Annotated in this window: 21 protein-coding genes; 13 read left to right on the top strand and 8 right to left on the bottom strand. The window is 66.0% G+C overall.

Going from position 1 to position 24589, the window contains the following annotated elements:
- Window positions 1–8 precede the first annotated feature (8 nt).
- Genes AC1DQ3_RS00605 through AC1DQ3_RS00595 form a run of 3 tightly spaced genes read left to right on the top strand, consistent with a single transcriptional unit; the run spans window position 9 to window position 3912 of the window.
- Window positions 9–1109 carry a putative 2-aminoethylphosphonate ABC transporter ATP-binding protein gene (locus AC1DQ3_RS00605; protein ID WP_477118231.1) on the top strand — a complete coding sequence of 367 codons (1101 nt, stop codon included), beginning with the start codon at window positions 9–11 and terminating at the stop codon, window positions 1107–1109.
- Window positions 1106–2839, top strand: coding sequence for a putative 2-aminoethylphosphonate ABC transporter permease subunit (locus AC1DQ3_RS00600; protein WP_477118230.1), 1734 nt, complete (start codon window positions 1106–1108; stop codon window positions 2837–2839). The genes AC1DQ3_RS00605 and AC1DQ3_RS00600 overlap by 4 nt, the downstream gene beginning before the upstream one ends.
- 53 nt (window positions 2840–2892) lie before the next feature.
- The gene (locus AC1DQ3_RS00595) at window positions 2893–3912 is read left to right on the top strand and encodes a putative 2-aminoethylphosphonate ABC transporter substrate-binding protein (RefSeq protein ID WP_477118229.1); all 1020 of its coding nucleotides are present in this window, start codon (window positions 2893–2895) and stop codon (window positions 3910–3912) included.
- A gap of 274 nt (window positions 3913–4186) precedes the next feature.
- Here the strand turns inward: AC1DQ3_RS00595 and AC1DQ3_RS00590 are convergent, their stop codons facing one another.
- Window positions 4187–4507: a PadR family transcriptional regulator gene (locus AC1DQ3_RS00590; RefSeq protein ID WP_477118228.1), complete on the bottom strand. Its 321-nt coding sequence runs from the start codon at window positions 4505–4507 to the stop codon at window positions 4187–4189.
- Between the two features lie 346 nt (window positions 4508–4853).
- Here AC1DQ3_RS00590 and AC1DQ3_RS00585 point away from each other — a divergent pair, with 346 nt between their 5' ends.
- On the top strand, window positions 4854–5780 hold the full coding sequence (locus AC1DQ3_RS00585; RefSeq protein ID WP_477118227.1) for a DMT family transporter: 927 nt from the start codon (window positions 4854–4856) through the stop codon (window positions 5778–5780).
- A gap of 25 nt (window positions 5781–5805) precedes the next feature.
- Here the strand turns inward: AC1DQ3_RS00585 and AC1DQ3_RS00580 are convergent, their stop codons facing one another.
- From AC1DQ3_RS00580 to AC1DQ3_RS00570, 3 genes are all read right to left on the bottom strand, one after another.
- Window positions 5806–6618, bottom strand: a complete 813-nt coding sequence (locus tag AC1DQ3_RS00580) for a MipA/OmpV family protein (RefSeq protein ID WP_477118226.1) — start codon at window positions 6616–6618, stop codon at window positions 5806–5808.
- 160 nt (window positions 6619–6778) lie between these two features.
- The gene (locus AC1DQ3_RS00575) at window positions 6779–7327 is read right to left on the bottom strand and encodes a hypothetical protein (RefSeq protein ID WP_477118225.1); all 549 of its coding nucleotides are present in this window, start codon (window positions 7325–7327) and stop codon (window positions 6779–6781) included.
- Window positions 7328–8073: 746 nt separating this feature from the next.
- Entirely contained in the window at window positions 8074–8232 is a 159-nt protein-coding gene (locus tag AC1DQ3_RS00570) for a hypothetical protein (RefSeq protein WP_477118224.1), read from the bottom strand.
- A gap of 828 nt (window positions 8233–9060) precedes the next feature.
- Between AC1DQ3_RS00570 and hfq the strand changes: the two genes are divergently transcribed.
- The 8 genes from hfq to AC1DQ3_RS00530 all read left to right on the top strand — a co-directional run bounded on the left by hfq (window position 9061) and on the right by AC1DQ3_RS00530 (window position 15769).
- Window positions 9061–9390: an RNA chaperone Hfq gene (gene hfq, locus AC1DQ3_RS00565; protein WP_477118223.1), complete on the top strand. Its 330-nt coding sequence runs from the start codon at window positions 9061–9063 to the stop codon at window positions 9388–9390.
- Between the two features lie 61 nt (window positions 9391–9451).
- Window positions 9452–9775, top strand: coding sequence for a hypothetical protein (locus AC1DQ3_RS00560; RefSeq protein ID WP_477118222.1), 324 nt, complete (start codon window positions 9452–9454; stop codon window positions 9773–9775).
- A 249-nt stretch (window positions 9776–10024) separates the two neighbouring features.
- The gene (locus AC1DQ3_RS00555; RefSeq protein ID WP_477118221.1) at window positions 10025–10348 is read left to right on the top strand and encodes an H-NS histone family protein; all 324 of its coding nucleotides are present in this window, start codon (window positions 10025–10027) and stop codon (window positions 10346–10348) included.
- 520 nt (window positions 10349–10868) lie between these two features.
- Window positions 10869–11507: a PepSY-associated TM helix domain-containing protein gene (locus AC1DQ3_RS00550; protein WP_477118220.1), complete on the top strand. Its 639-nt coding sequence runs from the start codon at window positions 10869–10871 to the stop codon at window positions 11505–11507.
- Between the two features lie 44 nt (window positions 11508–11551).
- Window positions 11552–12076 (top strand): DUF2271 domain-containing protein, encoded by a 525-nt coding sequence (locus AC1DQ3_RS00545; protein ID WP_477118219.1) that lies wholly within the window; start codon window positions 11552–11554, stop codon window positions 12074–12076.
- A gap of 37 nt (window positions 12077–12113) precedes the next feature.
- Window positions 12114–12938: a DUF4198 domain-containing protein gene (locus AC1DQ3_RS00540; RefSeq protein WP_477118218.1), complete on the top strand. Its 825-nt coding sequence runs from the start codon at window positions 12114–12116 to the stop codon at window positions 12936–12938.
- Window positions 12939–13076: 138 nt separating this feature from the next.
- On the top strand, window positions 13077–14081 hold the full coding sequence (locus tag AC1DQ3_RS00535) for an FAD:protein FMN transferase (protein WP_477118217.1): 1005 nt from the start codon (window positions 13077–13079) through the stop codon (window positions 14079–14081).
- Window positions 14082–14173: 92 nt separating this feature from the next.
- Window positions 14174–15769 (top strand): sulfite reductase subunit alpha, encoded by a 1596-nt coding sequence (locus tag AC1DQ3_RS00530; RefSeq protein WP_477118488.1) that lies wholly within the window; start codon window positions 14174–14176, stop codon window positions 15767–15769.
- 48 nt (window positions 15770–15817) lie between these two features.
- Here AC1DQ3_RS00530 and AC1DQ3_RS00525 read toward each other — a convergent pair whose 3' ends face one another.
- Both AC1DQ3_RS00525 and AC1DQ3_RS00520 read right to left on the bottom strand, forming a co-directional pair.
- Entirely contained in the window at window positions 15818–17068 is a 1251-nt protein-coding gene (locus AC1DQ3_RS00525; RefSeq protein ID WP_477118216.1) for an ABC transporter substrate-binding protein, read from the bottom strand.
- An 89-nt stretch (window positions 17069–17157) separates the two neighbouring features.
- On the bottom strand, window positions 17158–18213 hold the full coding sequence (locus tag AC1DQ3_RS00520; protein ID WP_477118215.1) for a cyclase family protein: 1056 nt from the start codon (window positions 18211–18213) through the stop codon (window positions 17158–17160).
- 318 nt (window positions 18214–18531) lie between these two features.
- On the opposite strand from AC1DQ3_RS00520, the gene AC1DQ3_RS00515 reads away from it, so the two are divergent.
- On the top strand, window positions 18532–20976 hold the full coding sequence (locus AC1DQ3_RS00515; protein WP_477118214.1) for a penicillin acylase family protein: 2445 nt from the start codon (window positions 18532–18534) through the stop codon (window positions 20974–20976).
- A gap of 54 nt (window positions 20977–21030) precedes the next feature.
- On the opposite strand, the gene AC1DQ3_RS00510 is transcribed toward AC1DQ3_RS00515, so the two are convergent.
- Window positions 21031–22596 (bottom strand): efflux transporter outer membrane subunit, encoded by a 1566-nt coding sequence (locus AC1DQ3_RS00510; protein ID WP_477118213.1) that lies wholly within the window; start codon window positions 22594–22596, stop codon window positions 21031–21033.
- A gap of 5 nt (window positions 22597–22601) precedes the next feature.
- On the bottom strand, window positions 22602–24587 hold the full coding sequence (locus tag AC1DQ3_RS00505) for a glycosyltransferase family 2 protein (RefSeq protein ID WP_477118212.1): 1986 nt from the start codon (window positions 24585–24587) through the stop codon (window positions 22602–22604).
- Window positions 24588–24589 lie beyond the last annotated feature (2 nt).

Raw genomic sequence — 24589 nt, 5'->3', positions numbered from 1 at the left:
GGTAGTTCATGCAAGCAGGTGAGTCCGCGCCAGGGCGCGCGTTCCTGGCGATCGAGCAGGTAGGCAAGCGTTTCGGGGGGGCGGGCGGTTTCCAGGCGCTGGATAGTGTCTCGCTGTCGGTGGAGCAGGGTGAACTGCTGTGCCTGCTAGGCCCATCGGGATGCGGCAAGACCACGCTGTTGCGGATCATCGCGGGGCTGGAGCGCGAAAACGGCGGACGCATCCATGCCGGCGGGCGCGAGTTGACCGGCTTGCCGCCGCAGGCACGCGACTACGGCATCCTGTTCCAGTCGTATGCGCTGTTTCCCAACCTGTCGGTTGCGCAGAATGTGGCGTACGGCCTGCACGGCCGCGGCATGGGGCGCGGCCATCGCGAGGCGCGCATCGAGGAAATGCTGTCGCTGGTCGGCCTGGCCGGCAGCGAGCGCAAGTTTCCCGGCCAGCTCTCCGGTGGCCAGCAGCAGCGCGTGGCGCTGGCGCGTGCGCTGGCTCCGGCACCTTCGCTGTTGCTGCTCGATGAGCCGATGTCGGCTCTTGATGCGCGGGTGCGCGAGCACCTGCGGCTGGAACTGCGCCAGTTGCAGCGCCGCCTGAACATCACCACGGTGATGGTCACGCACGACCAGGAAGAAGCCATGGCGATGGCTGATCGCATCGCCGTGATGGAGGGCGGGCGCATCGCGCAGGTCGGCACGCCCGGCGAGATCTACGAGCGCCCTGCATCTGCCTTCGTCGCCGAGTTTATCGGACAGGCCAACTGGCTGTCGGGCCGGCTCAGCGGGCGCGACACCTTCAGCGTGGGCGAACTGGCGCTGGCGGTATCGCCGGCCCGCGCCGGCGCGGTGGCCGATGGCGCTGCGCGCCTGTGCTGCCGGCCGGAGGCGGTGCGCCTGCATCCTGCCGAGGGCGAGCCTAACCGCTTGCTGGCGCGCATCGTCGACCAGACCTACCTGGGCAGCCGCTACCGCCTGCTGCTGGAGGCCGATCGCCTGCCCGGCGTCACGCTGTTCGCGGATGTGCTGCGCGAGGAGCGCCACCTGCTGCCGGATCCGGGCAGCCACAAGTTCTGGGTGTCGCTGCCCAGCCAGGCCCTGCAGGTGTTCGCATGACGCGCGCCTTGCCCGCGGCCGATGCCCGTATCGCCACCAGCCGCACGCGTGGTGCCGGCAGCGCAACGGACCGCATGGCGCACGCCGCGCCGGCCGCCATGAAGTGGTTCTGGCTGGCAGCGCTGGCCGTGGCGCTGGTGCTGCCACTGCTGGCGCTGTTCGGCCAGGCCTGGTTCGACGAAGCCGGGCACTGGGCCTTGTCCGCGCGGGTGGCCGAGCTGGTTGCCAATCCCAATTTCCTGCCGCTGCTGGGGCGCAGCCTGGCGGTCTCGGCGACCGTTGCAGCGCTGGTGGTGCCGCTGGCGTTTGGCTTTGCCTATGCGCTGCAGCGATCGTGCATCGCGTTCAAGCCGCTCTGGCGCGGCATCGCGCTGCTGCCCTTGTTTGCGCCCTCGCTGCTGCCGGGCATCGCGCTGGTTTACCTGTTCGGCAACCAGGGCATCTTCAAGAGTGCCTTTGGCGCGGGCGGCATCTATGGCTTCTGGGGCATCGTGCTGGGCGAGGCGTTCTACACCTTTCCGCATGCGCTGATGGTGCTGATCGCCGCGCTCTCGCTGGCCGACGCGCGCTTGTACGAGGCCGCACGCGCGATGGGTGCATCGCCGTGGCGGACGTTTCTCACCGTGACCCTGCCGGGCGCCCGCCACGGACTGTTTGGCGCGGCCTGCCTCGTGCTCACGCTGGTCGTAACGGATTTCGGCGTACCCAAGGTGGTGGGCGGCGGCTATCCAGTGCTGGCGCTGGAGGCCTATAAGGCGGTGGTGGGCCAGCAGCAGTTCGCGCGCGGCGCGCTGATCGGCATGCTGCTGCTGTTGCCGGCCTTGCTGACCTTCGGCGTGGATATCGCCATGCAGCGCCGCCAGCGTGCGCAGATGTCGAGCCGCGCGCAGGTCTATGTGCCGGGCCGCGACCCGATGCGCGATGCCTGCTGCACGTTCATTGTGATGGGGATCGGTGCCGCCTTGCTGACCGTGCTGGCGGCCGCGGTGGGCGCCTCGCTGGTCAAGCTGTGGCCGTACAACCTGCAGCTGACGCTGGCGCACTACGACTTCGACAATATGGATGGCGGCGGCTGGCTGGCCTACCGCAACAGCCTGCGCATGGCCGCGTTTACCGCGCTGGCCGGCACGCTGGCGATTTTCTTCGGCGCCTGGCTGACCGAGCGCACGCGCGGGCCGGCCTGGCTGCATGGCGTGCTGCGCGCCGGCTTCGTCCTGCCGATGGCGGTGCCCGGGCTGGTGCTCGGGCTGGGCTACGTGTTCTTCTTCAACGCGCCGTCCAATCCGCTGCACATGCTGTACGGCACCATGACCCTGCTGGTGATCTGCAATGTCGCGCATTTCTACACCACCGGCCATCTCACCGCGGCCGCCGCGCTGCGCCAGCTCGATGCGGAGTTCGAAGCCGCGGCGCTGTCGCTCGGCGTGGCGCCGCTGGTCACCTGCTGGCGTGTGACGGTGCCGATCTGCCTGCCGGCGTTGATCGACATCTTCCGCTACCTGTTCGTCTCGGCGATGACCACGGTATCCGCCGTGGTCTTCCTCTACAGCCCCGATACCGTACTTGCCGCGATCTCCGTGCTGAACATGGACGACGCCGGCGATACCGCGCCGGCGGCAGCCATGTCCACGCTGATCCTGCTGACCTCGGCGCTGGCCTGCCTGCTGCTGCTGGGCGCCGCGCGCGGCTGGCTGCGGCGCACACAAGCCTGGCGCGCGCCGCAAGGCTGAGACGCGCAAACACCATTAGCCCGACACCACGACACGCATCCCTAGGAGAAACCATGCCTCACCTGTTCCGCACCGCCACCGCCGTGGCCGCTTTCGCGCTGCTGGCCGGCGCTGCCCAAGCCAACACCGTGCTGACGGTCTACACCGCGCTCGAAGCCGACCAGATCGCCGCGTACAAGGCCGCCTTCGAAAAAGCCAACCCCGACATCGAGATCAAGTGGGTGCGGGATTCCACCGGCATCGTCACCGCCAAGCTGCTGGCCGAAAAGGCCGCGCCGCGCGCCGATGTGGTGTGGGGCCTGGCCGGCTCCAGCCTCGCCATCCTCGACAAGGAAGGCATGCTGCAGCCGTATGCGCCCAAGAACCTGGCAGCGGTGGACGCGCAATACCGCAGCGCCGCCAATCCGCCGGCCTGGGTCGGCATGGACGTATGGGGCGCCGCGATCTGCTTCAACACCATCGAAGCGCAGAAACAGGGTTTGCCCAAGCCCACCTCCTGGGCAGACCTGACCAAGCCGGTTTACGCCGGCAAGATCGTCATGCCGCATCCGGCATCGTCGGGCACGGGCTACCTGGACGTCAGCGCCTGGCTGCAGATGATGGGCGAGCAGAAGGGCTGGTCCTATATGGACGCCCTGCACAAGAACATCGGGCTGTATACGCACTCCGGCTCCAAGCCCTGCAAGATGGCCGCCCAGGGCGAGTTCCCGATCGGCATCGCCTTTGAATACCGCGCCATGAAGTCCAAGAAGGAAGGCGCGCCGATCGATATCGTGTTGCCCGCCGAAGGGCTGGGCTGGGACATCGAGGCCACCGCCATCATCAAGGGCACCAAGCACATGGAAGCGGCGCGCAAGCTGGCCGACTTCTCCGCCTCGTCCGATGCCATGGCGTTGTATGAGAAGAATTTCGCGGTGCTGGCCATCCCGGGCATCGCCAAGCCGGATCCGCTGCTGCCGGCAGACTACGAGAAGCGCCTGATCAAGAACGACTTCACCTGGGCCAGCGCCAATCGCGATCGCGTTCTTGCCGAATGGAGCAAGCGTTACGAAGGCAAGGCCGAGAAGAAGTAAGCCGGGAAGCGCAACCAGCCAGCAGGCCCAGGGTGGTCGGCGCAAGCGCGCGCCGGTCGCCCTGGGCCTCTGTCATTGATGTGAAGCATGTTGCCTAACGCAGAAACGGGTACGTTATGCATCGCATGCAGGATTGCGGCGAAGCGAACCCTGGTGGGACGATTTTTTGCGGGCGAGGAAGGGGAATCGGGGGAAGACGGGAGGGACGCCGGACAAGCCCAGGCGGGCTCACGCCGGCGCAAGGCATGCGCCGGGCGCGATACAAGAGCGGCAATCAGCCGTGGTGGGAGACTTCCGAAGGATCGCCGCGCGAGTGCAGCCGGCGGTGCAGTTCGTCGACGCGGGCGCGGCTGCTTTGCAGCTCTTCCCGGCCACGTTCCGTGATCAGGTAGACGCGGCCGATGCCGTCACGCAGGACGCTCTCGATGTAGCCATCCATCTGCAAGGCGCGCAGCAAGGGGCGGACGGAGCCGATATCCACCTGGAAGCCGTACTCCATCAGCATCTCGGCGAGCATGGCCACGGTGGCCGGCACTTCGACGGCAAACTGGAGGACGTAGATGCGGGCTAGCAAGCCAAGGAACTGTCGTTTCATGAGGCTGCAAACGCGGCATCTCCCATTGCGGTTGACGTTGATTTATAGTTGTGGATTCCGCGCCGCAAAAAAGAAGCCGCCACGTGAGTGGCGGCTTGTCGGGAATGCGTCGGAGGGGTCAATTAACTCTGGCGCAGATCAGATTTTAAAATAACTAAACACGATTTGTCACGCGACTAGTGTGGTGATCCCCTCGTTGGTAGGGTATGAGCGTTGTGATTTTGCAGACTGGTGTCTAAGTGTCCACTTTATGGGCTTGTCTTGGACAGGGAGATGTCCGAAATCAGCTTGCGGCCACACTGGCGCCGGAGTCTAATCCGGCCATGCCACCTCCGACACGCCGCTCATGAAGCCCGCCGACCTGATTCGCCTGTTCAGCCTTGCCGCCATCTGGGGCGCCAGTTTCCTGTTCCTGCGGATCGGCGCGCCGGTGCTGGGCCCGCTGACCACCGCCTTCCTGCGCGTGCTGATCGGCGCGGTCACGCTAGTCGGGTGCCTGGTGTTGATACGCGTGCGCATGGATATGCGGGGCAAGTGGCGGCAGGTCATGGTACTGGGCGTGATCAACTCCGGCATCCCCTTCACCATGTACTCGTTTGCGGCCCTTTGGCTGCCGGCCGGCTACTCCGCGGTATTCAATGCGATGACGCCGCTGATGGGGGTACTGATCGGCGCCCTGTTCTTTGGCGAACGCCTGACGCTGGCCAAGGCCGGCGGGGTTGTGCTGGGCGTTGCGGGCGTCGCGGTGCTGACCCGCACCGGACCGGTGGCGTTTTCGCCGCAAGTGTTGCTCGGGGCCGCCGCCTGCCTGGTCGCGACCGCTTGCTATGGCCTCGCCGGCTTCCTCGCGCGGCGCTGGATCACCGCGCAGGGCGGGTTGGACAGCCGCCTGGTGGCGACTGGCAGCATGTTTGGCGCGGCCCTGTTCCTGCTGCCTTTCTGCGCGATCGCGCTGGCGCGGGAAAACACGTTGCCGGCCGCCGGGCCGGGCGTGTGGCTGGCGATGCTGGCGGTGGGGATGCTCTGCACCGCCATTGCCTACATCCTGTATTACCGCCTGATCGCCGATCTCGGCCCGGTACGCTCGCTCACGGTGACCTTCCTGATTCCGCCGTTCGGCATCGTCTGGGGCACTATCTTCCTTGGCGAGCAGCTGTCGTGGGCGCATGCGGCCGGCGGGGCGCTGATCGGCATGGCGGTCTGGCTGGTGCTGCGGCCCAACGCGCCGGCTGCGGCCGGGGGCACGGCAGTGCCCGGGGCCGGCCGGTCCTGAGGGCCGCGCGCGCGATCGGACCCGTCTAGCGGAAGCGGTAGGTCACCGCGGCCATGCCGGTCCACTGCTGGCGCCGCTCGGTGATCGGGCTGCTGGCTGCATCGCCCTGCAGCCGGGCAAAGGTCACGGAGCCCAGCGCGGACCAGTTGCGCGAGATTTCATAGCTGACGATGCCATTCGCATGCCATTCGCGCAGGCCTGCTCCCACGGCATGCGTCGGCAAGCCTGAGCGCGCGCTTTGCTCCGGCGTGACACCGAAGAAAGTCTGCATGTACTTGCTGTTGGTCCACGTCAGCCCCGGCCCCAGCGTGAATAGCCACTTGCCCGCCGGCAGGCTGAACAGCACGTCGCCATTCGCGATCAGGCCTTGTCCCTGGCCGGCGATATCCTGTGCGACATCCGCCGAGAAGGTCACGAACGACACCTGCGCCTGCGCAAATGCCCGCGCCCGCACGGTCATGTTCACGTCGCCCAGGCCGTTCAGCCTGCTGTCATCCTTGCTCTTGCGCCAGGTTGGGTCCAACTGGAAATCCGCGCCAACCTGCCAGATGTCGTTGTTGACGGCATAAACCCCGAGGAAATCGAAACCGCGGGAGAAGAAGCGGCCTTTGTAGTCGATGTCCTGGTAGATGATCGGGTAGACGAGCGAGTCACGGGCGCCGGGAAATTTCGGCGAGACGTAGACGCCGGGGCCGGCGGAGATTTTCCAGTCGCTGGTGGCGGCTGAGGCGGTGGACGCAGGCGCGTCGGGCATGTCGGGCGCGGCCCATGCGGCTGTGGTGCCCAGGGTGAGGGCTAGAGCCAGGAGGGCGTGGCGGGGCGCCGGATAGGTGGGCATGGGGTGACGCGGGGTGACGCGGGGTGGCAGGTTGGGGGCCGCGCTGCTCGCGCGGGGCAGGGGGATTTTAGCTGGATGTGGCGGAAGGAAGGGGCGGGGGACTGGCAGTTGTTGGTTTTCGGTGGAATTTGGCTTTTACCAGGCCACGCCGACAGCCAACTCAGAGCGGCCAGGCGTAGCCGCGCAATGCCAGGTGATGCCTTATTTGGGCCGTCGGCATGCTCCAATAGTCTGCAAATCGGTCGTCCGGTAGCAGGCGTTGAACGGCAGGGATGAGATTCGTGCCTCGAAATGACCGGTCGGGGACGTAGTGACCGCTGGCATTGGTCCAAGACATGAGTTGGGCACGCTCAAAGAAGAGTTCACCGGCAAAAAGCACGTCTCTCCGATATGAGATCGAGGTGTGTCCCTTTACCCGGAAACGCGCATCTACGGCAGCAGCAGAGTCCTCTGGCACACCACAATAGATACGGCCAGGGTCGTCTGCAAGAATGACGAACAGGAATGCGCCTTCCACAGGGGGCAAGTGCCTGGTATTCGGATCGACCGGGAGGAAGTAGTAACACTGGCTGCCTTGCCGTTGAAGCTCAAAAATTTGTGAGGGCGCGGCCGCGGCATGGAGCTTTGCATTGCGGACCGCTATTGACCTCATGAGCGCACGGGCTGCGTAGATGCTTTTGATACCTTCCAATTGATCGTTGGATAACATCGGTGGAATCGTCCTATTTGCCCGCGCTGGCTGGCGCGGAAGACTTCCAGCGCGCTTGAGATTGATGGCTTCGGTACTGTCGGGAGGCTACTGTCGGGAGCATCGGCATGTCGCAGCTCCGCGCCCGGCACGGGCGCATCAATCGGAAAGGAAGGTGCTCCGGTGCGTCCGCGCCGCAACGCGCTTTGCGTGGAGGTACGCGTAGGAGTGCAGCGGGCGGCTTCCCGGAAGGGAGGCCGCCCGCTGCGGCAAGACGTGCAGGCACGTCTCGCGGAATAAAAAAATGGCTTGGCTTGTCGGCCGACGAGGCGCTCGGGAAAGCGGGGTCTGGATGCTTTCCCGATCCTCCGGTGACTGGCTACAGCCAAACGCTCCGCGGTACGGAGCGGTCCCCACAAAAGACGGTGATGGATGCCGCAATGCGACACCACAAAATTTCGGTTGCCGCGGACTTGCCGCCGGCCTTGCTCGTTGACTTGCTCATTGGCTTGCTGTCTCGCGCTGCGGGAGTTCGTTTTGCTTGCCCCGCGTCAGACAGTGAAGCCATAGTAAATGGGAATGAATCTCATTACAAGAGAAATCTTCAAGTTGTTTTCGGAGGGGCGCGGGGCGGGTGAAGCGGCAGTGGGAGAAAGTCGTGCGCCGGTCAAAGGGAAAGTCCCCGGCGCACGAGAAGCGCGCGACGTTGCGCGCGCGTAGCGGCTTGCCAAGCACTTGGCGCCACTAACTACTGCTCGGTGCGGGCTTCAGGCGCCAGCGAGCCGGAGCGTGCCGACAGCCCGGTGCAGCGCGTCGGCCTGGTCTTCGAGCGAGGCCCCGGCGATGGCCTGCTCCACCAGTGCCGCGCCAAAGCGCATGGCGCGCACGCGCTCCAGGGCCTGCTGCCTGGCTTCGTCCATCGGCATCTTGCCGCTGCGCCCCAGCCCATCTTACGACTGCACGACGGACATCGCGGTCTCAGCGACGTGGGCCAGGCCGAGCAGGCAGACCCAGCTCAGGAGCAACGGCGACAGCAACTTCTTTCTCAGGCTTTCGAGCATTCCTTCTCCCCCGTTTCCAATTATGGATTGACACCACTGGTGAAGGCATAACGGCACGGGGAAGGCAAACTTGACGTTGCGGCTACCAGGGGTTTCCTCAGGTGCGGCAAGGGCCTATAAGCGTGCGCCGTGCACCTCGGAAGCGCACTGCCGGCAGCGCGGCAGGCCCCGGTGCTTGCTGCACCCACCGTGCCCCGAGCGCCCTTGACCGCCGACGCCATTAACTCTCACTCTCGAATAGGCATTTTCTGATTCACGCGTGCAGTACAAGCGGGTTACCAAACTGATCTGTTTCAGTTCCCGTGCAAAGAAGGCCGACGCTGTTTTTCTTGGGCACCGCCAAATCCTAATGACATAGTTGCGGGTGCCAGGGAGAGGTATTACCCTCTTCACAAGAGGCAGCGAGCATGAGGATGCAATGTCGAGTTGACGCACATCCTTTCGGTGGCGTGCGATTGTCTCAAGCGCCGAGAGCATGTGGTCGACCAACTTGTGCTTATTGCTACTCATGTCATTTGCCTCCGATACGGCCCGCCGGGTTACTGGCGCACCTTCGGACAATCGTGCTCACCAGTTGACAGCGGTAGAGGCTCCGTTTCCACGATTCAACCGTTTCGAGCTTTTATCTACCTTGTAACGGTGGCAGGCGTTCGTTCAAGCAATAGCGGCAACTGTCCTCAATCTGAGCTAAGCATGCAGTCCATCCCCACTAATCCGCAAAACGATTTCCTGAACACAGCGCGCAAAGAGCGGACGCGTGTCGAGGTGTACCTGGTCAACGGCATCAAGTTGACCGGTTCAATTGCGTCATTCGACCAGTTCGTGGTGATGCTCAGCGGGCCCGGCGGCATGCAAATTATCTACAAACGAGCAATATCGACCATCCAGGCACCGACCGGTGTCCGTCAGCCGGGTTCAGGCATTCGCCCCGAAGGGCGTACGAGTTTCGGCGGTGAGTCGAAGGAAGGTGTTGCTATCACGCGGAAGCGCCGTTTCACGGGGCCGGATGGCACAAGCAAGTAGCTCTCTTTGGCACGCTGCGGCCCGCGAAAGCGGGCATGCTCGGCCGGCATTCAAATGTTGCATGTCCATGTCGCGTCTCCGTTCTTCAGTTTTGCTTTTCCTGGCATTGCTGGCAAGCCAGGGCAGCTTCGCCCAGTACTATGTCGAATGCAAGCCTCTCGACAAGGCTGAACTCAGACTTGCTCCCAAGGCGACGTTGTTATATCTGCGTTGTCGGGCGCGGCAGACTTCGTATGAAGCTGAACGAATCAAGGGCGCTACGCAGAAGTTCAAGGACGACTTGTTGTTTGCGTGCCAGGACCAGGTGATTGCGGTCGAGCATCAATTGCGCGTGAGTCATGGCTTCACAAGGGAGTCGCTGGCCAGGGAGAGGTGCGATTACTGAGGCTCCGCATAGTCAGACCACCCGGCGTGGGAGAGCGGTCGACAAGATGCTGAGCAATGAGATTTTGAACTGCTCCGTCGCGCTACCCATTCCCATATACCTGGCGAGTCTGGGAGTCAATACTTCACGGCGTTGCATCTCGAGGACCGACGGCCATGCGATGACATTAATTAAAATGCCGTTGTAGAGATGTTGCAATCTTCGAAATAATGTACGATGCTGGTGTTACTACAAATATGGAGAAAGACAATGGCGACATACAAACAGCTGCTTGCCGAAAAGGAAAAACTCGAGGCTCAGCTTATCGAAGTGCGTGCAACAGAAGTTGCTGGCGTTATCGAACAAATTCAAGCCCTGATGGCGCAGTACGAGTTGACAGCCGAAGACATCGCTCCAAAACGACGCCGTGGCCGCCCCGCAGCAAGTGCGGTTGCCAAGGGTCCGGCAAAATCCAAGACATCCCTGCCGCCAAAGTATCAGGACCCGAAGACGGGGGCGACCTGGACTGGCCGCGGTCGCGCACCGGCTTGGCTCGGTAAGAATCGTGACAAGTTTCTGATTGCAGAGGCGTGATTTCGGGGGCGGCACCATTTTTCGCTACTTGATGCAGATGTGCCGCATTGCCTTGTCAGTCTGGAAGCAGGAAAGCCCTTCGTTGTGACAGAAGGGCTTTTTGTTTGTATGCCTTAGGAGCCGTGCATCCGGTTCCCGGGCCATTGCATTAACCAGGCCTGGAGTATGGTGCCGGTGACCTCGACAATTATGTGTCCAGATAGGAAGACCGGGGTCGGAATGGTCTGAGCAATTTTGCGTCGCCGTCGCCGTCGCCGTCGCTGGCAATACCGTCAATAGCCGCACTGCGCTTTGTCTCAACAAACGAATGGTATGCCGTTCTCCATCGCAAGCACGTCTGTAATGCAACGTAACTGGCAGCCGCGCATTTCGCCATTGCAGTTATGAATGAGAACCATTATCCTTTCTCCTTGTCTGCCTGAACCGTCACCCGGAATAGGCACGGTACGCGCCGACTCCAGGCAAGCCGACTATTGAAGACGCGCCGGCAAGGCAGGATGCGGGGCGCCGGAAAAAGCACATGACTGAAACATCGCTGGGGGCAGGCCAGCAGCGCCGGGCCTTCTGGCTCAAACACCTGCATCGATGGCACTGGGTCAGTTCGGCACTCTGCCTGATCGGCATGCTGCTGTTTGCCGTCACCGGATTCACGCTGAACCACGCTGGCCAGATCGAGGCAAGACCGCGAGTGGTCACTCGCACCGCCACCGCGCCGGCAAGCCTGACGGCGGCGCTGCGCCAGGCCGCCGGTGGCGACAAGAAGGGCCCGCTACCCGCCACGCTTGGCGACTGGCTCGCGCAGGAACTTGATATCGAAGCCGCCGGCCGCGAGGCCGAGTGGTCGGGCGACGAGGTCTATGTCGCGTTGCCGCGCCCGGGTGGGGACGCCTGGGTCAGCCTGGCGCTGGATGGCGGCGAGGTGCAGTACGAGATCACCACGCGCGGCTGGATCTCCTACCTGAACGACCTGCACAAGGGCCGCAACACCGGCCGCGCCTGGAGCCTGTTCCTGGACGTATTCGCCGCGGCCTGCCTGATCTTCAGCCTCACCGGGCTGTTGCTGCTCAAGCTGCATGCCGGCGGCCGCATGGGGACGTGGCCGCTGGTCGGGCTGGGGCTGGTGGCGCCGCTGCTGGTGGCCCTGGTGTTCATCCATTAACGATCACTTTCACACCTTTTACCGTGTACAGACGAGGACCCGTTATGCGCCGTTTGCTTACCGTCACCCTTACCGGCATGGCCGCGGTTCCATTCGCCAGTCCGGCCGTGGCGGCCGAAATGAACGTCAAGGTCGAACTCCCGCGCCTGAACGTGGCGGAGTACCACCGGCCCTATGTCTCGATGTGGATCGAGCGCGCCGACCAGAGCCCGGCCGCCACGCTGGCGGTCTGGTATGACGTCAGGCACAAGGACGGCGAGGGCACCAAGTGGCTCAAGGACATGCGCCAGTGGTGGCGCAAGGCCGGGCGCGATATGCAGATGCCCGCCGATGGCATCTCCGGCGCCACGCGTGCGTCCGGCGAGCACACGCTTACTTTCACCGATGCCAAGGCGCCGCTGGGCAAGCTGCCCGCCGGCGATTACCAGCTCGTGGTGGAAGCCGCGCGCGAGGTCGGTGGCCGCGAACTGCTGCGCGTGCCGTTTGCCTGGCCGCCGAAGGCCGCCGCCCTGGCCAAGGCGAAAGGCGAGCATGAACTCGCCGGCGTCTCGGTCGACCTGAAGCCCTGAGCACCCCCATACGCCCCCAATCCATAGGAGCATGACGATGAAGACTTTCGCCACCAGACTGTCCGTCCGGGCCGCCGCGCTGGCCCTGGCCGCGCTGATGCCGCTGGCCGCCCATGCGCACCGCCAGTGGCTGTTGCCGTCGGCCACCGTGCTCTCGGGCAGCGACCCGTGGGTGACGGTTGACGCCGCCGTGTCGAACGACCTGTTCTACTTCGAGCACGTGCCGCTGCGCCTGGACAACCTCGCGGTGACTGCGCCCGACGGCGCCGCCGCGAAAGTCGAGAACGCGAGCACGGGCCGCTATCGCAGCACCTTCGATGTGCACCTGACCCAGCCGGGCACCTACAAGGTCGCCGTGGTCAATCACGGCTTGTTCGCCAGCTACAAGGTGGACGGTCAGGCCAAGCGCTGGCGCGGCTCGTCCGAAGCCTTCGCCAAGGAGGTGCCGGCCGGCGCGCAGGACCTGCAGGTAACGCAGGCCGACAGCCGCCTGGAAGCCTTCGTGACGGCGGGCAAGCCGACCGGCAAGGTGCTGCAGACCACCGGCCGCGGGCTGGAACTGGCACCGGTGACCCACCCGAACGACCTCGTCGCCGGCGATGCCGCCAGCTTCCGCCTGCTGCTCGATGGCAAGCCAGCCGCCAATGTGAAGGTAGCGGTGGTGCCGGGCGGCATCCGCTATCGCGACCAGTTGCAGGAGATGGCGTTCACCACCGACGCGGACGGCAAGTTCAGCGTCAAGTGGCCGGCGCCGGGCATGTACTGGATGGAGGCCGAGGTCCGCGACGACAAGGTCGCGATCAAGGAAGCCAAGTCGCGCCGCGCCAGCTATGCGGCCACCGTCGAGGTGCTGCCGCAGTAATCGCAGTGCGCGGCAGGCCGTCAGCCGGGCTCAGGGCCGGTTGACAGCGCAAGCCCCAAGCCCCCGGCGGGCTTTTTGTGTTTTCTTGTTTTCTTGTTTCCGTGGTTTTCCACGCATCGTCATTCCAGGTTCACCCGCATGCAGCGTGTCCTTGTTCCTCTTTCGCTTGGCCCCGCCCCGCCCGTGCCCGAAGCGGCGGCGCGCCTTTGCCGGCGGCAGGGCGCGACCATGGGCACCACGTGGTCGGTGGCGTGGGCTGCGCCATCCGGGGCCATCGACGAGGACGCCCTCGACGCAGGCATCCATGCCGTGCTGGCAGGCGTGACCGCGCAGATGAGCAACTGGGACGAAGGCTCGGACCTCAGCCGTTTCAACCGCGCCGCGCCGGGCAACTGGCAGGTGTTGCCGGCGGACTGCTTTGCCGTGCTGCAGGCCGCGCTGCAAGTGGCGCGCGATAGCGGCGGCGCCTACGATCCCAGCGCCGGCCCGCTGGTGGACCTGTGGGGCTTCGGCCCCGCGCCACGGCGTGACAAGGCACCGGCGCCGGCCGAGGTCGAACAGGTCCGCGCCCTGTGCGGGTGGCAACGCATCGTGCTCGACGAGTCGGCCTGCCGCGTGCAGCAGCCGGGCGGCGTCCTGCTGGATTTCTGTGCCATCGCCAAGGGCTTCGGCGTGGACGCGGTCTCGCGCTACCTGAGCGGGCAGGGCATCGGCAGCCACCTGGTCGAGATCGGCGGCGAGTTGCGCGGCCATGGCGTTAAGCCCAATGGCTTGCCATGGTGGGTCGCGCTGGAGACGCCGCCCGGCGGCGCGGCAGGCCACGAGACACTGGTCGCGCTGCATGGCCTGTCGGTAGCCACCTCGGGTGACTACCGGCGCAACTTCGACAGCGAAGGGCGCCGCTACGCTCACACGCTGGACCCGCGCACCGGCTATCCCGCCAGCCATGCACTGGCCTCGGTCACGGTGCTGCACCCGCAATGCATGCTGGCCGACGCGCTGTCCACCGCGCTGACCGTGCTCGGCCCGGAGGCGGGCATGGTGTTCGCCCGGCGCCATGCGCTGGCGGCGCGCTTCCTGATCCGCCACAGCGGGGGCTTCGACGAACGCGTGTCGCCGGCCTTCGAGGCCATGCTGTCATGAGCACGCCAGATACCGCCTCATCCCTGTCGCTCGAAGCGGCTGCCGTTGCAAGCGAGCATCCGGCTGGCCACGCAAGCCGCGCTGCCACGCGCATGCGCGTCGGCGACGGTGCGATCGCGCTCGGCGCCCTGGCCGGACTCGCCGGCCTGGCCCTGGCCTTCCTCGCGCCGACCCGCGCGGGCATGAGCGCCGGCGTGGTGATCGCCTATGCCGGATTCTGCGCGGCCGTGATCGGCCGGCACCGCCGCCGGCACGCGCGCGCCGACCTGCTGGCCCAAGCCAGGGACGGCGCCACGCTGGTGGCCTATGCCAGCCAGGGCGGGTTTGCCGGGCAGCTCGCGCTGCAGACCGCGCAGGCGCTGCAGGATGCCGGCGTGCCCACGCAGTTGCTGTCCTTTGGCGAGCTGGATGCGGGGTGCCTCGGCAACTGCAAACAGGCGCTGTTCGTAGTCAGCACCACCGGCGAGGGCGATGCGCCCGACAGCGCATCGGGCTTTGCGCGCCGGCTGACGGCGGCGGCCGGTCCCCGCGGCTTGCGCGAACTGCGCTACGGCATTCTCGCGCTCGGCGACCGCAGCTATGCCCATTTCTGTGCTTTCGGCCACACGCTGTCGGCATGGCTGCAGCGGCAGCACGGGCAGGCGCTCTTCGACATGGTGGAGGTCGACAACGGCGATGCCGGCGCGCTGCGCCACTGGCAGAACCACCTCAGCGCGCTCAGTGGCGGCGCGGAGATCGCCGACTGGGAAAAGCCGCGCTATGCCGAATGGCTGCTGCACGAGCGTCGCCTGCTCAACCCCGGCAGCCCCGGCGCGCCGGCCTTCCACCTGGCGCTGGTGCCGGCAGACGGCGATGCGCCGGCCTGGCAAGCTGGCGACATCGCCGAGATCGGTCCGTGCCACGCGCCGCCCGAGGTGGAGCGCATGCTGGCAAAACTCTCGCTCGACGGTGCGGCCCAGGTGCGCTGCGACGGCGTGTCAACCACGCTGGCGCTGGCGCTGGCCACGCGCATCGTCTTGCCCGAGCCGCATCTTGCCGCGCTCGCAGGCGTGGCGCCACAGCGGCTGGTGGATACATTGCCGCTGTTGCCGCACCGGGAGTATTCGATTGCATCGCTGCCGGACGATGGGCGGCTGGAGTTGCTGGTGCGGCAGCAGCGCCATGACGATGGCCGCCTCGGTTTGGCCTCCGGCTGGCTCACCACGCATGCGCAGCCGGGCGCGGCCATTGCCTTGCGTATCCGCAGCAACCATGGATTCCATCCACCCGCCGACGACCGGCCGCTGATCCTGATCGGCAACGGCACTGGCCTGGCCGGGCTGCGCGCGCATCTCAAGGCGCGTGCGGCGGCCGGCCACCTTCGCAACTGGCTGCTGTTCGGCGAACGCACCGCGCAGCACGACGCCTTCCACCGCGACGAACTCGCCGCGTGGCAGGCCGAAGGCGTGTTGCAGCGGATGGACCTGGTGTTCTCGCGCGACGACGGTGCGCTGCATTACGTGCAGGACGCCGTGCATGCGTCGGCGGACGCATTGCGCGAGTGGGTCGAAGCGGGTGCGGCCATTTACGTCTGCGGCAGCCTGCAAGGCATGGCGGGCGGCGTCAACGCGGCGCTGTGCCAGGTGCTGGGCGAAGAGGCCCTGCTGCGCCTTGGCGAGCAGGGCCGATATCGGCGCGATGTCTACTGAGCCTTCTTGTCAGGCAGCTGCGTTCGGCATATTGCCTCGTTCAGTGTTTCAGCGCTTGAGCAGCGGGCACTGCGACTTGGAGACCGGCATGAAGGCCTGGTCGCCCGGCACCGTGGCCAGCAGTTTGTAGTAGTCCCACGGGTACTTCGACTCGGCCGGGGTCTTGACCTCGAACAGGTACATATCGTGGATCATGCGGCCATCCTCGCGGATGCGCCCGTTCCTGGCGAAGAAGTCGTTGATCGGCATGGCTTTCATCTGCCTCATGACCGCGGCAGTTTCGTCGGTCCCGGCGGCCTGGATCGCCTTCAGGTAATGCATCACCGATGAGTAAGTGCCGGCCTGGCTCATGTTCGGCATCTTCTTCAGCTTTTCGAAATACCGGCGCGACCACGTGCGCGTGGCGTCGTTCATGTCCCAGTAGAAGCCTTCGGTGAGCAGCAGCCCCGATGCGGTTTTCAGGCCGATGGCGTGGATGTCGTTGATGTACAGCAGCAACCCCGCCATGCGCTGGCTGCCGCTCCTGGTCAGGCCGAACTCGCTGGCCGCCTTGATGGCGTTGACGGCATCGCCGCCGGCGTCGGCCAGGCCCACCACCTGCGCCTTGCTGGCCTGCGCCTGCAGCAGGTAGGAAGCGAAATCGCTGGCGCCGATCGGGTGACGCGCCGCGCCCAGCACCTTGCCGCCGGTTTCGTTGATCACCGCCGTGGCGGATTCCTGCAGCGTGTGGCCGAAGGCGTAGTCGGCGGTGAGGAAGAACCAGGTCTTGCCGCCGCGCTGCACCACCGCGCGCGCGGTGGTGTTGGCCAGTGCATAGGTGTCATACGCGTAGTGCACCGAGATCGGCGTGCACAGGTCGTTGGTGATGCGCTCGGTGCCGGGGCCGGAGAACACCACGATGCGGTTCTTCTGCCTGGCGACTTCCAGCACCGCCAGCGCGGGGGCCGAGGCGGCTACGTCGAGGATGGCGTCGACGTGGCCCGTATCGAACCATTCGCGCGCCTTGCTGGCGGCGATGTCGGCCTTGTTCTGGTGATCCGCCACCACCAGCTCGATCTTCTTGCCCAGCACCTTGCCGCCGAAGTCGTCGATGGCCATCTGCGCGGCGGTGGCGCTGCCGCGCCCGGTGACGTCGGCGTACAGGCCGCTCATGTCGAGGATCAGGCCGATCTTGACCTCATCGTCGGAAATGCCGGGCTTGGCGGCCTGCGCGTTGGCTTGGCCGGCGCCGCACAGCAGCGCGGCGGCGAAGGTCAGCGCGCCCAGCGGGCGGCGCAGCAGCGAGTGGCTTCGGTGCATGGTGGTCTCCTTAGCGTGGCCTCCAAGGCCCGCTTTCTTTGTTGTCGTGCTTCGGCGAAACAGCAGGGAACAGCGTGGCGCCAGTCTTGCTAGACGGTAGCGATCGGCGTGGTGGGAGAACCCACCGCGCCCGGCAGCCGCAGCGGCGGCGCCGTCAGCATGAAGCGCGAGCGCTGGTTGGCACGCAGCCACTGCGCCAGCTCCTTCAGGTACCAAAGCTCGCCCAACGGCAGGCCGAGCTTGAACAGGCAGTGGTGGTGCAGCGGCAGCAGCGGATGGTTGGGCTGGCCGGCCGGCGCGGGCCGCGCGGGATAGCGCTCCACCGCGTAGTTGTCGGCGATCAGCGCGGCGATGCCGGCATCGGTGATCCAGTTCAGCAACTTGTCGTCGCGGCCATCCAGCGCGCAGCAGATGTGATGCAGCACGGCTTCATCCGGCTCGCGCTGCATCGACAGCACCACTTCGGCAAAGCCCGTGCGCAGCAACAGCATATCGCCGGCCTCCACCTCGATGCGGTCGGCCTCCAGCACGCGCATCAGGTCGTCGTAGCCGACATTGCGGAAGTCCTGGCCGAAGGCATGCGCCAGGTCCACCAGCACGCCGCGTCCCTGCATGCCCTTGACGGCGAAGTTCTCGATGCCGAGCGCGCGCGCCTCGCTGTGGTCGTGGCCGCAGGCGTGGGCGGCGAAGTGGCCGTCCTCGGCATAGTCCACCGGGCCCACGATATGCTCGTTGGGCCGATAACCGTTGTAGTAGACGCGCTCCGGCCGGCCATCGCCGTCGGCGTCGAACAGCGCGCCCACGTGGGCCAGCGAGTCCCATTGCGTGGAGTACTGCAGCGAGAGCAGCACCTGGTCGTCGCTGATCACGTCGGTGGCGGCCGGGTCCACCTTGGCCAGCGGGAAGTTTACATAGGGGATGCCGTCGCGGAACGTGGGGCGCAGCACCGGCGGATGGCGGCGTGGGTTGAGCTTGTTGCCGCCGGGATAGTCCAGCGGCAGCGAGAGGCAGAACGACAGCCCGGCCTGTATCTCGCGCGCGCCCTTGCGGACCTGCTCGGGGCCGATCAGGTTGACGCGGCCAAGCTGGTCGTCGGGGCCGAAATCGCCCCAGTTGGAACCCTGCGGTCGTTGCTTCCAGCGCATGCTCTGTGTCTCCGGCTATAGGTCGGTAGGCGGGGTGGGATGTTTGCCGCGTCCTGTGCGCGGCTGCTGTCTTTGCCAGGGGTTATAGACGGGTATCCGGGGGCCGTCATTCTGCGATGCACCAAAATCTGGCGGGACAAAATTCCATGCAAGTCGCGCCGGGCGAGCGCCGGCGACGCCCGGGCCAGGCGGGAATCATGCGAAAACCGGCCGCCGGATCAGGCTGGCCCCAGCGTCTTCCGCTATCCTTGCGGCGATTCGCCGTGCCGCCCTGCGCGCGGCCTGGATAATGCGATCCCCACGTCCCAAGGAGACACCATGGTTTGCCGAGCCCGCCGCCTTGCCGCCCTGCTCGTCCTGAGCACCGCGGCAATCGCCGCCCAGGCCGCGCCGCCCGCCGCTTCCGCGGCCCCCGCTACGGAAAACTTCAAGGTGGCTGGCCTGGAAAAGCCCGCCAGCATCCTGATCGACCGCTGGGGCGTGCCGCATATCTACGCCAACACACTGTACGACGCGTTTTTTGCGCAGGGCTTCATTGCCGCCCGCGACCGCCTGTGGCAGATCGACCTGTGGCGCAAGCGTGGCTTGGGCGAAATGGCCAGGGACTTTGGGCCGGCCTATGTGGAAGGCGACCGCATGGCGCGCGCCGTGCTGTTCCGCGGCGACATGTATCGTGAATGGCTGGCGTATGGCTCGGACGCCAAGCGCGTGGCCGAGGCCTTCGTGGCCGGGGTGAATGCCTACGTGGCGCAGACCGAGAGCAAGCCGGAATTGCTGCCGCCGGAGTTTCGCATACTGAACTACAAAGCCGCGCACTGGCGCGCGGAAGACATCGTGCGCATCCGCCCTCACGGGTTTCCGCTGAACTTCACCGGTGAGATCGACCGGGCGCAGATCTACTGCCATGTGAAGCCCGATGCGGTGCGCGCCGACTGGGTGCGCCGCGAGCTGGATCCGCCGATCCAGCCCAAGCTGCCGGATGGCTTGGATACCTGCGCGATTCCCGCCGCCGAATTGCGCCGCGCCTACGATCTGGCCACTGCCGCGCCGCGTTTTCCGAAGGAATGGTGGACCTCCACGCGGGCCGATGGGATCCCGCGCGAAGCGCTCTATGCCGCGCTTGACGCCAACAGCGACACCGCGCGCAGCCAAGGGTCCAACAACTGGGTCATTGCCGGCTCCCGCACCAGCACCGGGCGTCCCATTCTGGCCAACGACCCGCACCGTGCGCATGGCGCGCCCAGCCTGCGCTATATCAGCCACCTGAATGCGCCGGGGCTGTCGGTGATCGGCGCCGGCGAGCCCTTCCTGCCGGGCATCTCGATCGGCCACAACGGCACCATCGGCTTCGGCCTGACCCGCTTCTTTATCGATCAGGAAGACCTCTACGTCTACGAGACCAACCCGGCGCAGCAGCACGAGTACAAATACCGTGGCCGCTGGGAGCCGATGGAAACCGTGACCGAGGAAATCGCGGTGCGCGGTGAGCCCACGCCGCGCAAGGTCGCCATCGACTTCACCCGCCATGGTCCGGTACTTTACGCAGATGCCAAGGGCGGCCGCGCCTATGCGCTACGCGCTGCCTGGCTGGACGTCGGCATGGCGCCGTACTTCGGCTCGGTGGAGTATATGCGCGCCCAGAACTGGGACCAGTTCCGCGCCGCCATGAACCGCTGGGGCGCGCCAGGCGAGAACCAGGTCTATGCCGACCGCGAAGGCAATATCGGCTGGATTCCCGCCGGGCTCACCCCGATCCGTCCTAACTGGGATGGCCTTACGCCGGTGCCGGGCGACGGCCGCTACGAATGGGCGGGCTACCGCAATATGGACGAGTTGCCATGGGCCTACAATCCGGCCGCGGGCTATGTGGTGACCGCTAACGAAAACACGATCCCGTCCAACCATCCCGCCGCCAGGTTTGGCGTGGGCTTTGAGTGGGGCGACACCGCACGTGCGCGCCGCCTGAAGAGCCTGGTGGCGGCCAACCCGCATTCGACGCTGGCCGACAGTATGGCCTGGCAGAACGACACGACCTCGCTGCCGGCCATGCGCGTGGTGGCGCTGCTTGCCAACGTGCGTAGCGACGACCCCCAGGCGCGGCGCGGGCTCGAACTGCTGCGTGGCTGGGACGGCAACGAGCGGGCCGACAGCGCGCCCGCGGCACTGTTCGAAGTGTGGTTCAGCAAATACTTGCGCCCGGCGGTGGTGCGCGCGGCGCTGTCACCCGATGCCGCCAGGCTCGCCGGCTACGGCGACGCCAACCGCGTGCTGGCCGTGCTGGAACGGCCCGAACCGTGGATGCCGCTGGAGCGGCGCAATGAGGTCGTGGTGGCCTCGCTCAAGAGCGCCATGGCGGAGCTGGAGCGCAAGCTCGGCCCGGATCCGAAGGCATGGCAGTGGGGCAAGCTGCACACCGCCGTGTTCGGCCACCCGCTCGATCCGATCCTGGACAGCGCGGCGCGCCAGCGCTACGCGGTGAACGCTGGCCCGATCGGTGGATCTTCCTTTACGCCGATGAACGCCAGCTACCGCAACAACGACTATCAGCTCACCGCGGGCGCATCGTTTCGCATGGTGCTGGACGTTGGCAACTGGGACGCCTCGCGCGTGGTCAACGCGCCCGGCCAGTCCGGCAATCCGGCCAGTCCGCACTACCGCGACCTGGCGCCGCTGTGGGCCAAGGGCGAGTATTTCCCGCTGCTTTACACGCGCAAGGCGGTGGAGAAGGAGAGTCGGGAACGGGTGGAGCTGGTGCCGCAGTGAGGGAGAGGCTGACAACGTTCTGGAAGTCGGGAGGGCGGCCGTGACCGCCATCCTTCATCGCGCTGGTTCATCGACAGGGCTTTGCGCCACGGCGGGTGCCGGTGCCGGTGCCGCCGCCGAGGCGGCCGGCAGCGTCGCCGGGTTGCCTGGTGTCGTGGCTGCCGGTGCATTGCCCGCCGTCGTGTGCTCCGACAACCCACCACCCAGCGCCTTGTACAGCGCGACACGGCTGGTCAGCCGGGCCAGCCGGATGGTGGCCAGGGTCTGTTGCGCGCTGTAGAGCTGGCGCTGCGCATCGAACACCGAGAAGTAGTCGTCCACGCCGTTCTTGAAACGCATCTCCGACAACCGCTGGGTTTCGCCGGCCTCCTTGACCAGGGTCTCCTGCGCGGTGGCCTCCCGGTCATAGGTGCCGCGCGCTGCCAGGCCATCGGCCACTTCGCGGAAGGCGGTCTGGATCGTCTTCTCGTAGGTGGCGATATTGATGTCCTTCTCCACCTTGGAGGCGTCGAGCCGGGCCCGGTTGCTGCCGGCATTGAAGATCGGCAGGGTGATCTGCGGGGCGAAGGTCCAGGCCCCCATGCCCGCAGAGAACAGGCCGGACAGGCTGGTGCTGGCGGAGCCGGCCGCGGCGGTCAGCGAAATGGTCGGGAAAAAGGCCGCGCGCGCGGCGCCGATGTCGGCGTTGGCCGCCTTCAGGCGGTGCTCCGCCGCCATGATGTCGGGCCTTTGCTGCAGCAATGCCGAGGGCAGCCCGGCAGGCAACTCGGCAACGAGGTTCTTTGACTCAAAGGGCTCGGGAGGCGGCAGGTCCTGCGGCAGCGGGCCGCCGATCAGCAGGCTGAGGGCGTTCTCGTCCTGCGCGACCTGCCGCGTGTATTGCTCCACGCCCACGCGCGCGGTCTGCACCTGGGTTTCGGCGCGGTGCTGGTCGAGCTGCGCCATGGCGCCCGCGCGCTTGCCGCGTTCGATCATCTCGGCGCCGGCCTGCTGGCTCTTCAGCGTGTCCTCGGATATTTGCAGCAGCACCTGGTCGGCGCGCCAGGTCAGGTAGGCGCTGGCGACTTCGGCGACCAGGCTGATATGGGCGCTGCGTTGCGCTGCCTCGGTAGCGAGATACTGTTCGAGTGCCTCGTGCTTGAGGCTGCGTACCCGTCCGAAGAAATCCAGCTCGAACGCATTGAAGCCGACGCCGGCGCTGTACTGCGTGATGAGCGCGGACTGCCCTGGCGCACGCAACTCGCTCGGTATGCGCTGCTTGAGTACGCCCGCGCCGGCGTCGATCGCCGGGAACTGCGCGGCGCGCTGGATACGGTACTGCGCGCGTGCCTGGTCGATGGCGAGCGTGGCGACGCGCAGGTCGCGGTTGTTGGCCAGCGCCAGTTCGATCAAGCGCCGCAGGCGCGCATCCACGAAGAAGTCCTGCCAGCCGAGGTCAGCCGCGGCCGTGGTGGTTTCGGCGCCCGCCTTCGTGCTGGTGGCATACGCGGGGCCGGTTGGCCAGGCCTCGGGTACCGGTTGCGCGGGCCGCTCGTAATTGGGCTCGAGGGTACATGCGGCCAGGGCCAGCGGCAGGGCAGTGCAGAGGACGCGCAGCGTGGGGGCGAGAGTCTTGTACATGGGATTCAACCGGAAAAGGCGCGCCATATGAGCCGCGAAATGGCCAGCCGGGGATTGCCCTGCCTGGCGACGTTGTGAACTGGCTCGCTGAAGAGCAGGCGAATCAGGCGGTGGCGCGTCGCCATATCCAGGTGCAGGGCGAGCCCGAGCAGCTTGCCCTGGCGGCGCGCGATCCGGCACGGCACCCAGCCCGTTGCCTCCATCCACAACGCGCCTTCGGCGCCGACAGGGACCGCCGCCGCCAGTTCACTGACGATGGCGACGCCATTGCAGGACAGGTTGACGGTCGTGGCGGCGTACTCGTTCCCGGCGCAAGCCGCCATGCCGTTGATCCGCAGCAGTGCGCGCTCGCGATAGGGAAAGCGCTCTTCCTTGCGAGGGCGCGGTAGCTCCACGCAAACCAGCAGCGAGGTGAGGTAAAGCACCATCGACACGGCGGTCCAGGCGAAGTTGAAGACAAGTCCCGAAGCCGCCGCATCGGCGGCCACCGCGCGCGCCAGGCCCATGCCGGAGAGCAGGATCAAGCAGCCATACAGCATGGCGAACTTGCCATGGATCACCAGCTTGCTGCGGTCCAGCCCCTTGTTGGTGACCTTGAACGGACGCCCGAACGGCTTGACGAACGCGCTGGCCAGCGTCGCCGTGACCGCCAGCGCGGACACGATCTGGGTGACTTCGGTAAAGATGGGCAGCGCGCGCGAGCCCGTTACCCAGATGCTGTAGGCCCAGTAAACCAGCAGCGCGGGCACGCCGTAGGCAAGGAACTGGATCGGTTCGCCATACAGGGTCGGGACGTCGAAGTACCAGTACAGCAACGGCCCAGCCAGCAGCATCAGCGTGAAAGGACGGCTCAGCCAGTGCAGCAGGCCATGCACATAATGCAGGCGCTGGCCCAGCGTATAGCCGCTTCCGCGCAGCGGCCCGTCGGCCGTGAGCGCGACCTGGATCGTGCCCAGGCCCCAGCGGCTGCGCTGGCTGATATATTCGGGCAGGCCTTCGGCGGACAAGCCCACACTCAGGCGTTCGTTGAGCCAGCGCGTGATGTAGCCGTGCGGCATCAGGCGGTACGTCAGGTGGATATCCTCGGTCACGGTGCCGGTGGGAAAGCCGCCGATGCGGCCCAGTGCGTCGCGCCGGACCACGAAGGAGGTACCGATGCAAAAGGCGGTGCCCCAGGCATCCTTGGCGGGCTGCATCACGTCGAAGAAGGCGCGCTGCTCGTCGACCCAGCATTCGGTCGAGCGCAGGTTGTACTGGATCGGGTCCGCGTTGTAGTAGAACTGCGGCGTCTGCACTACGCCGACCTTGGGATCGTCGAACAGGCCGATGGTGCGCAGCAGGATGTTCTTGTTGGGGGCAAAGTCGGCGTCGAGCACCATGATGTAGGGCGCGCCGCCGCCATGCCCGGCGCGGGCGCTATGCTGCAGCCCGTTATTGAGGTTGCCCGCCTTGGCGTGCGTGTTGTCGGGCCGCGTGACGTAGTTGGCGCCCACCTGTGCGCAGAAGGCCTTCAGCCAGTCGCGCCGGGTGTCGTCGAGCACCCACACGCGGAAATCCGGATAGTCGATCGCCAGCGCGGCAACGATGGTCTTCTCCAGTATCTCCAGCCCCTCGTTGTAGGTCGCGATGAAGATATCGACGCGCGGCACCGAACGGCTGCGCCGCAGCGCGGCCTCGCCCGCATCGGCGGCCGGCGTATGGTTGCTGCTGCGCGTCAGCGTGACGATGGAGATCAGGGTGTACGCGAGCGTCATGATCTCGAACCCGAAGAACACGTGCGCCCACAGGCTCGGGAAGGTCATTTGCCAATCGGGCAGCGTCTGGGTCCAGCGCCAGGCGAGATAGACCAGCAGCAAGGTCGCGGTGATGGCGCCGAATGCGCAGCGGTCCGATTCCCGGGTGCGATCTCCCCGCATGCACAGCCAGATGAGCAGCAAGGTGGCGACGTTGATGACCAGCAGTGTCCTGCCATCGAGGAAGAATTCAAACATCG

The organism is Cupriavidus sp. 01T418 (assembly GCF_056398885.1).
Note: the sequence above shows the minus strand (reverse complement) of the source record. Positions and strands in the feature narration are given on the sequence as shown.

Bases quoted from the DNA above. Each gene is read 5' to 3' on its own strand.
- AC1DQ3_RS00570 (WP_477118224.1), bottom strand. From the start codon at position 8,232: ATGCCGATGGACGAAGCCAGGCAGCAGGCCCTGGAGCGCGTGCGCGCC.
- AC1DQ3_RS00605 (WP_477118231.1), top strand. From the start codon at position 9: ATGCAAGCAGGTGAGTCCGCGCCAGGGCGCGCGTTCCTGGCGATCGAG.
- AC1DQ3_RS00595 (WP_477118229.1), top strand. From the start codon at position 2,893: ATGCCTCACCTGTTCCGCACCGCCACCGCCGTGGCCGCTTTCGCGCTG.
- AC1DQ3_RS00520 (WP_477118215.1), bottom strand. From the start codon at position 18,213: ATGCGCTGGAAGCAACGACCGCAGGGTTCCAACTGGGGCGATTTCGGC.
- AC1DQ3_RS00560 (WP_477118222.1), top strand. From the start codon at position 9,452: ATGTCCATGTCGCGTCTCCGTTCTTCAGTTTTGCTTTTCCTGGCATTG.
- AC1DQ3_RS00600 (WP_477118230.1), top strand. From the start codon at position 1,106: ATGACGCGCGCCTTGCCCGCGGCCGATGCCCGTATCGCCACCAGCCGC.
- AC1DQ3_RS00575 (WP_477118225.1), bottom strand. From the start codon at position 7,327: ATGTTATCCAACGATCAATTGGAAGGTATCAAAAGCATCTACGCAGCC.
- AC1DQ3_RS00550 (WP_477118220.1), top strand. From the start codon at position 10,869: ATGACTGAAACATCGCTGGGGGCAGGCCAGCAGCGCCGGGCCTTCTGG.
- AC1DQ3_RS00535 (WP_477118217.1), top strand. From the start codon at position 13,077: ATGCAGCGTGTCCTTGTTCCTCTTTCGCTTGGCCCCGCCCCGCCCGTG.
- hfq (WP_477118223.1), top strand. From the start codon at position 9,061: ATGCAGTCCATCCCCACTAATCCGCAAAACGATTTCCTGAACACAGCG.
- AC1DQ3_RS00590 (WP_477118228.1), bottom strand. From the start codon at position 4,507: ATGAAACGACAGTTCCTTGGCTTGCTAGCCCGCATCTACGTCCTCCAG.
- AC1DQ3_RS00545 (WP_477118219.1), top strand. From the start codon at position 11,552: ATGCGCCGTTTGCTTACCGTCACCCTTACCGGCATGGCCGCGGTTCCA.
- AC1DQ3_RS00505 (WP_477118212.1), bottom strand. From the start codon at position 24,587: ATGTTTGAATTCTTCCTCGATGGCAGGACACTGCTGGTCATCAACGTC.
- AC1DQ3_RS00540 (WP_477118218.1), top strand. From the start codon at position 12,114: ATGAAGACTTTCGCCACCAGACTGTCCGTCCGGGCCGCCGCGCTGGCC.
- AC1DQ3_RS00555 (WP_477118221.1), top strand. From the start codon at position 10,025: ATGGCGACATACAAACAGCTGCTTGCCGAAAAGGAAAAACTCGAGGCT.
- AC1DQ3_RS00510 (WP_477118213.1), bottom strand. From the start codon at position 22,596: ATGTACAAGACTCTCGCCCCCACGCTGCGCGTCCTCTGCACTGCCCTG.
- AC1DQ3_RS00515 (WP_477118214.1), top strand. From the start codon at position 18,532: ATGGTTTGCCGAGCCCGCCGCCTTGCCGCCCTGCTCGTCCTGAGCACC.
- AC1DQ3_RS00530 (WP_477118488.1), top strand. From the start codon at position 14,174: ATGCGCGTCGGCGACGGTGCGATCGCGCTCGGCGCCCTGGCCGGACTC.
- AC1DQ3_RS00580 (WP_477118226.1), bottom strand. From the start codon at position 6,618: ATGCCCACCTATCCGGCGCCCCGCCACGCCCTCCTGGCTCTAGCCCTC.
- AC1DQ3_RS00525 (WP_477118216.1), bottom strand. From the start codon at position 17,068: ATGCACCGAAGCCACTCGCTGCTGCGCCGCCCGCTGGGCGCGCTGACC.
- AC1DQ3_RS00585 (WP_477118227.1), top strand. From the start codon at position 4,854: ATGAAGCCCGCCGACCTGATTCGCCTGTTCAGCCTTGCCGCCATCTGG.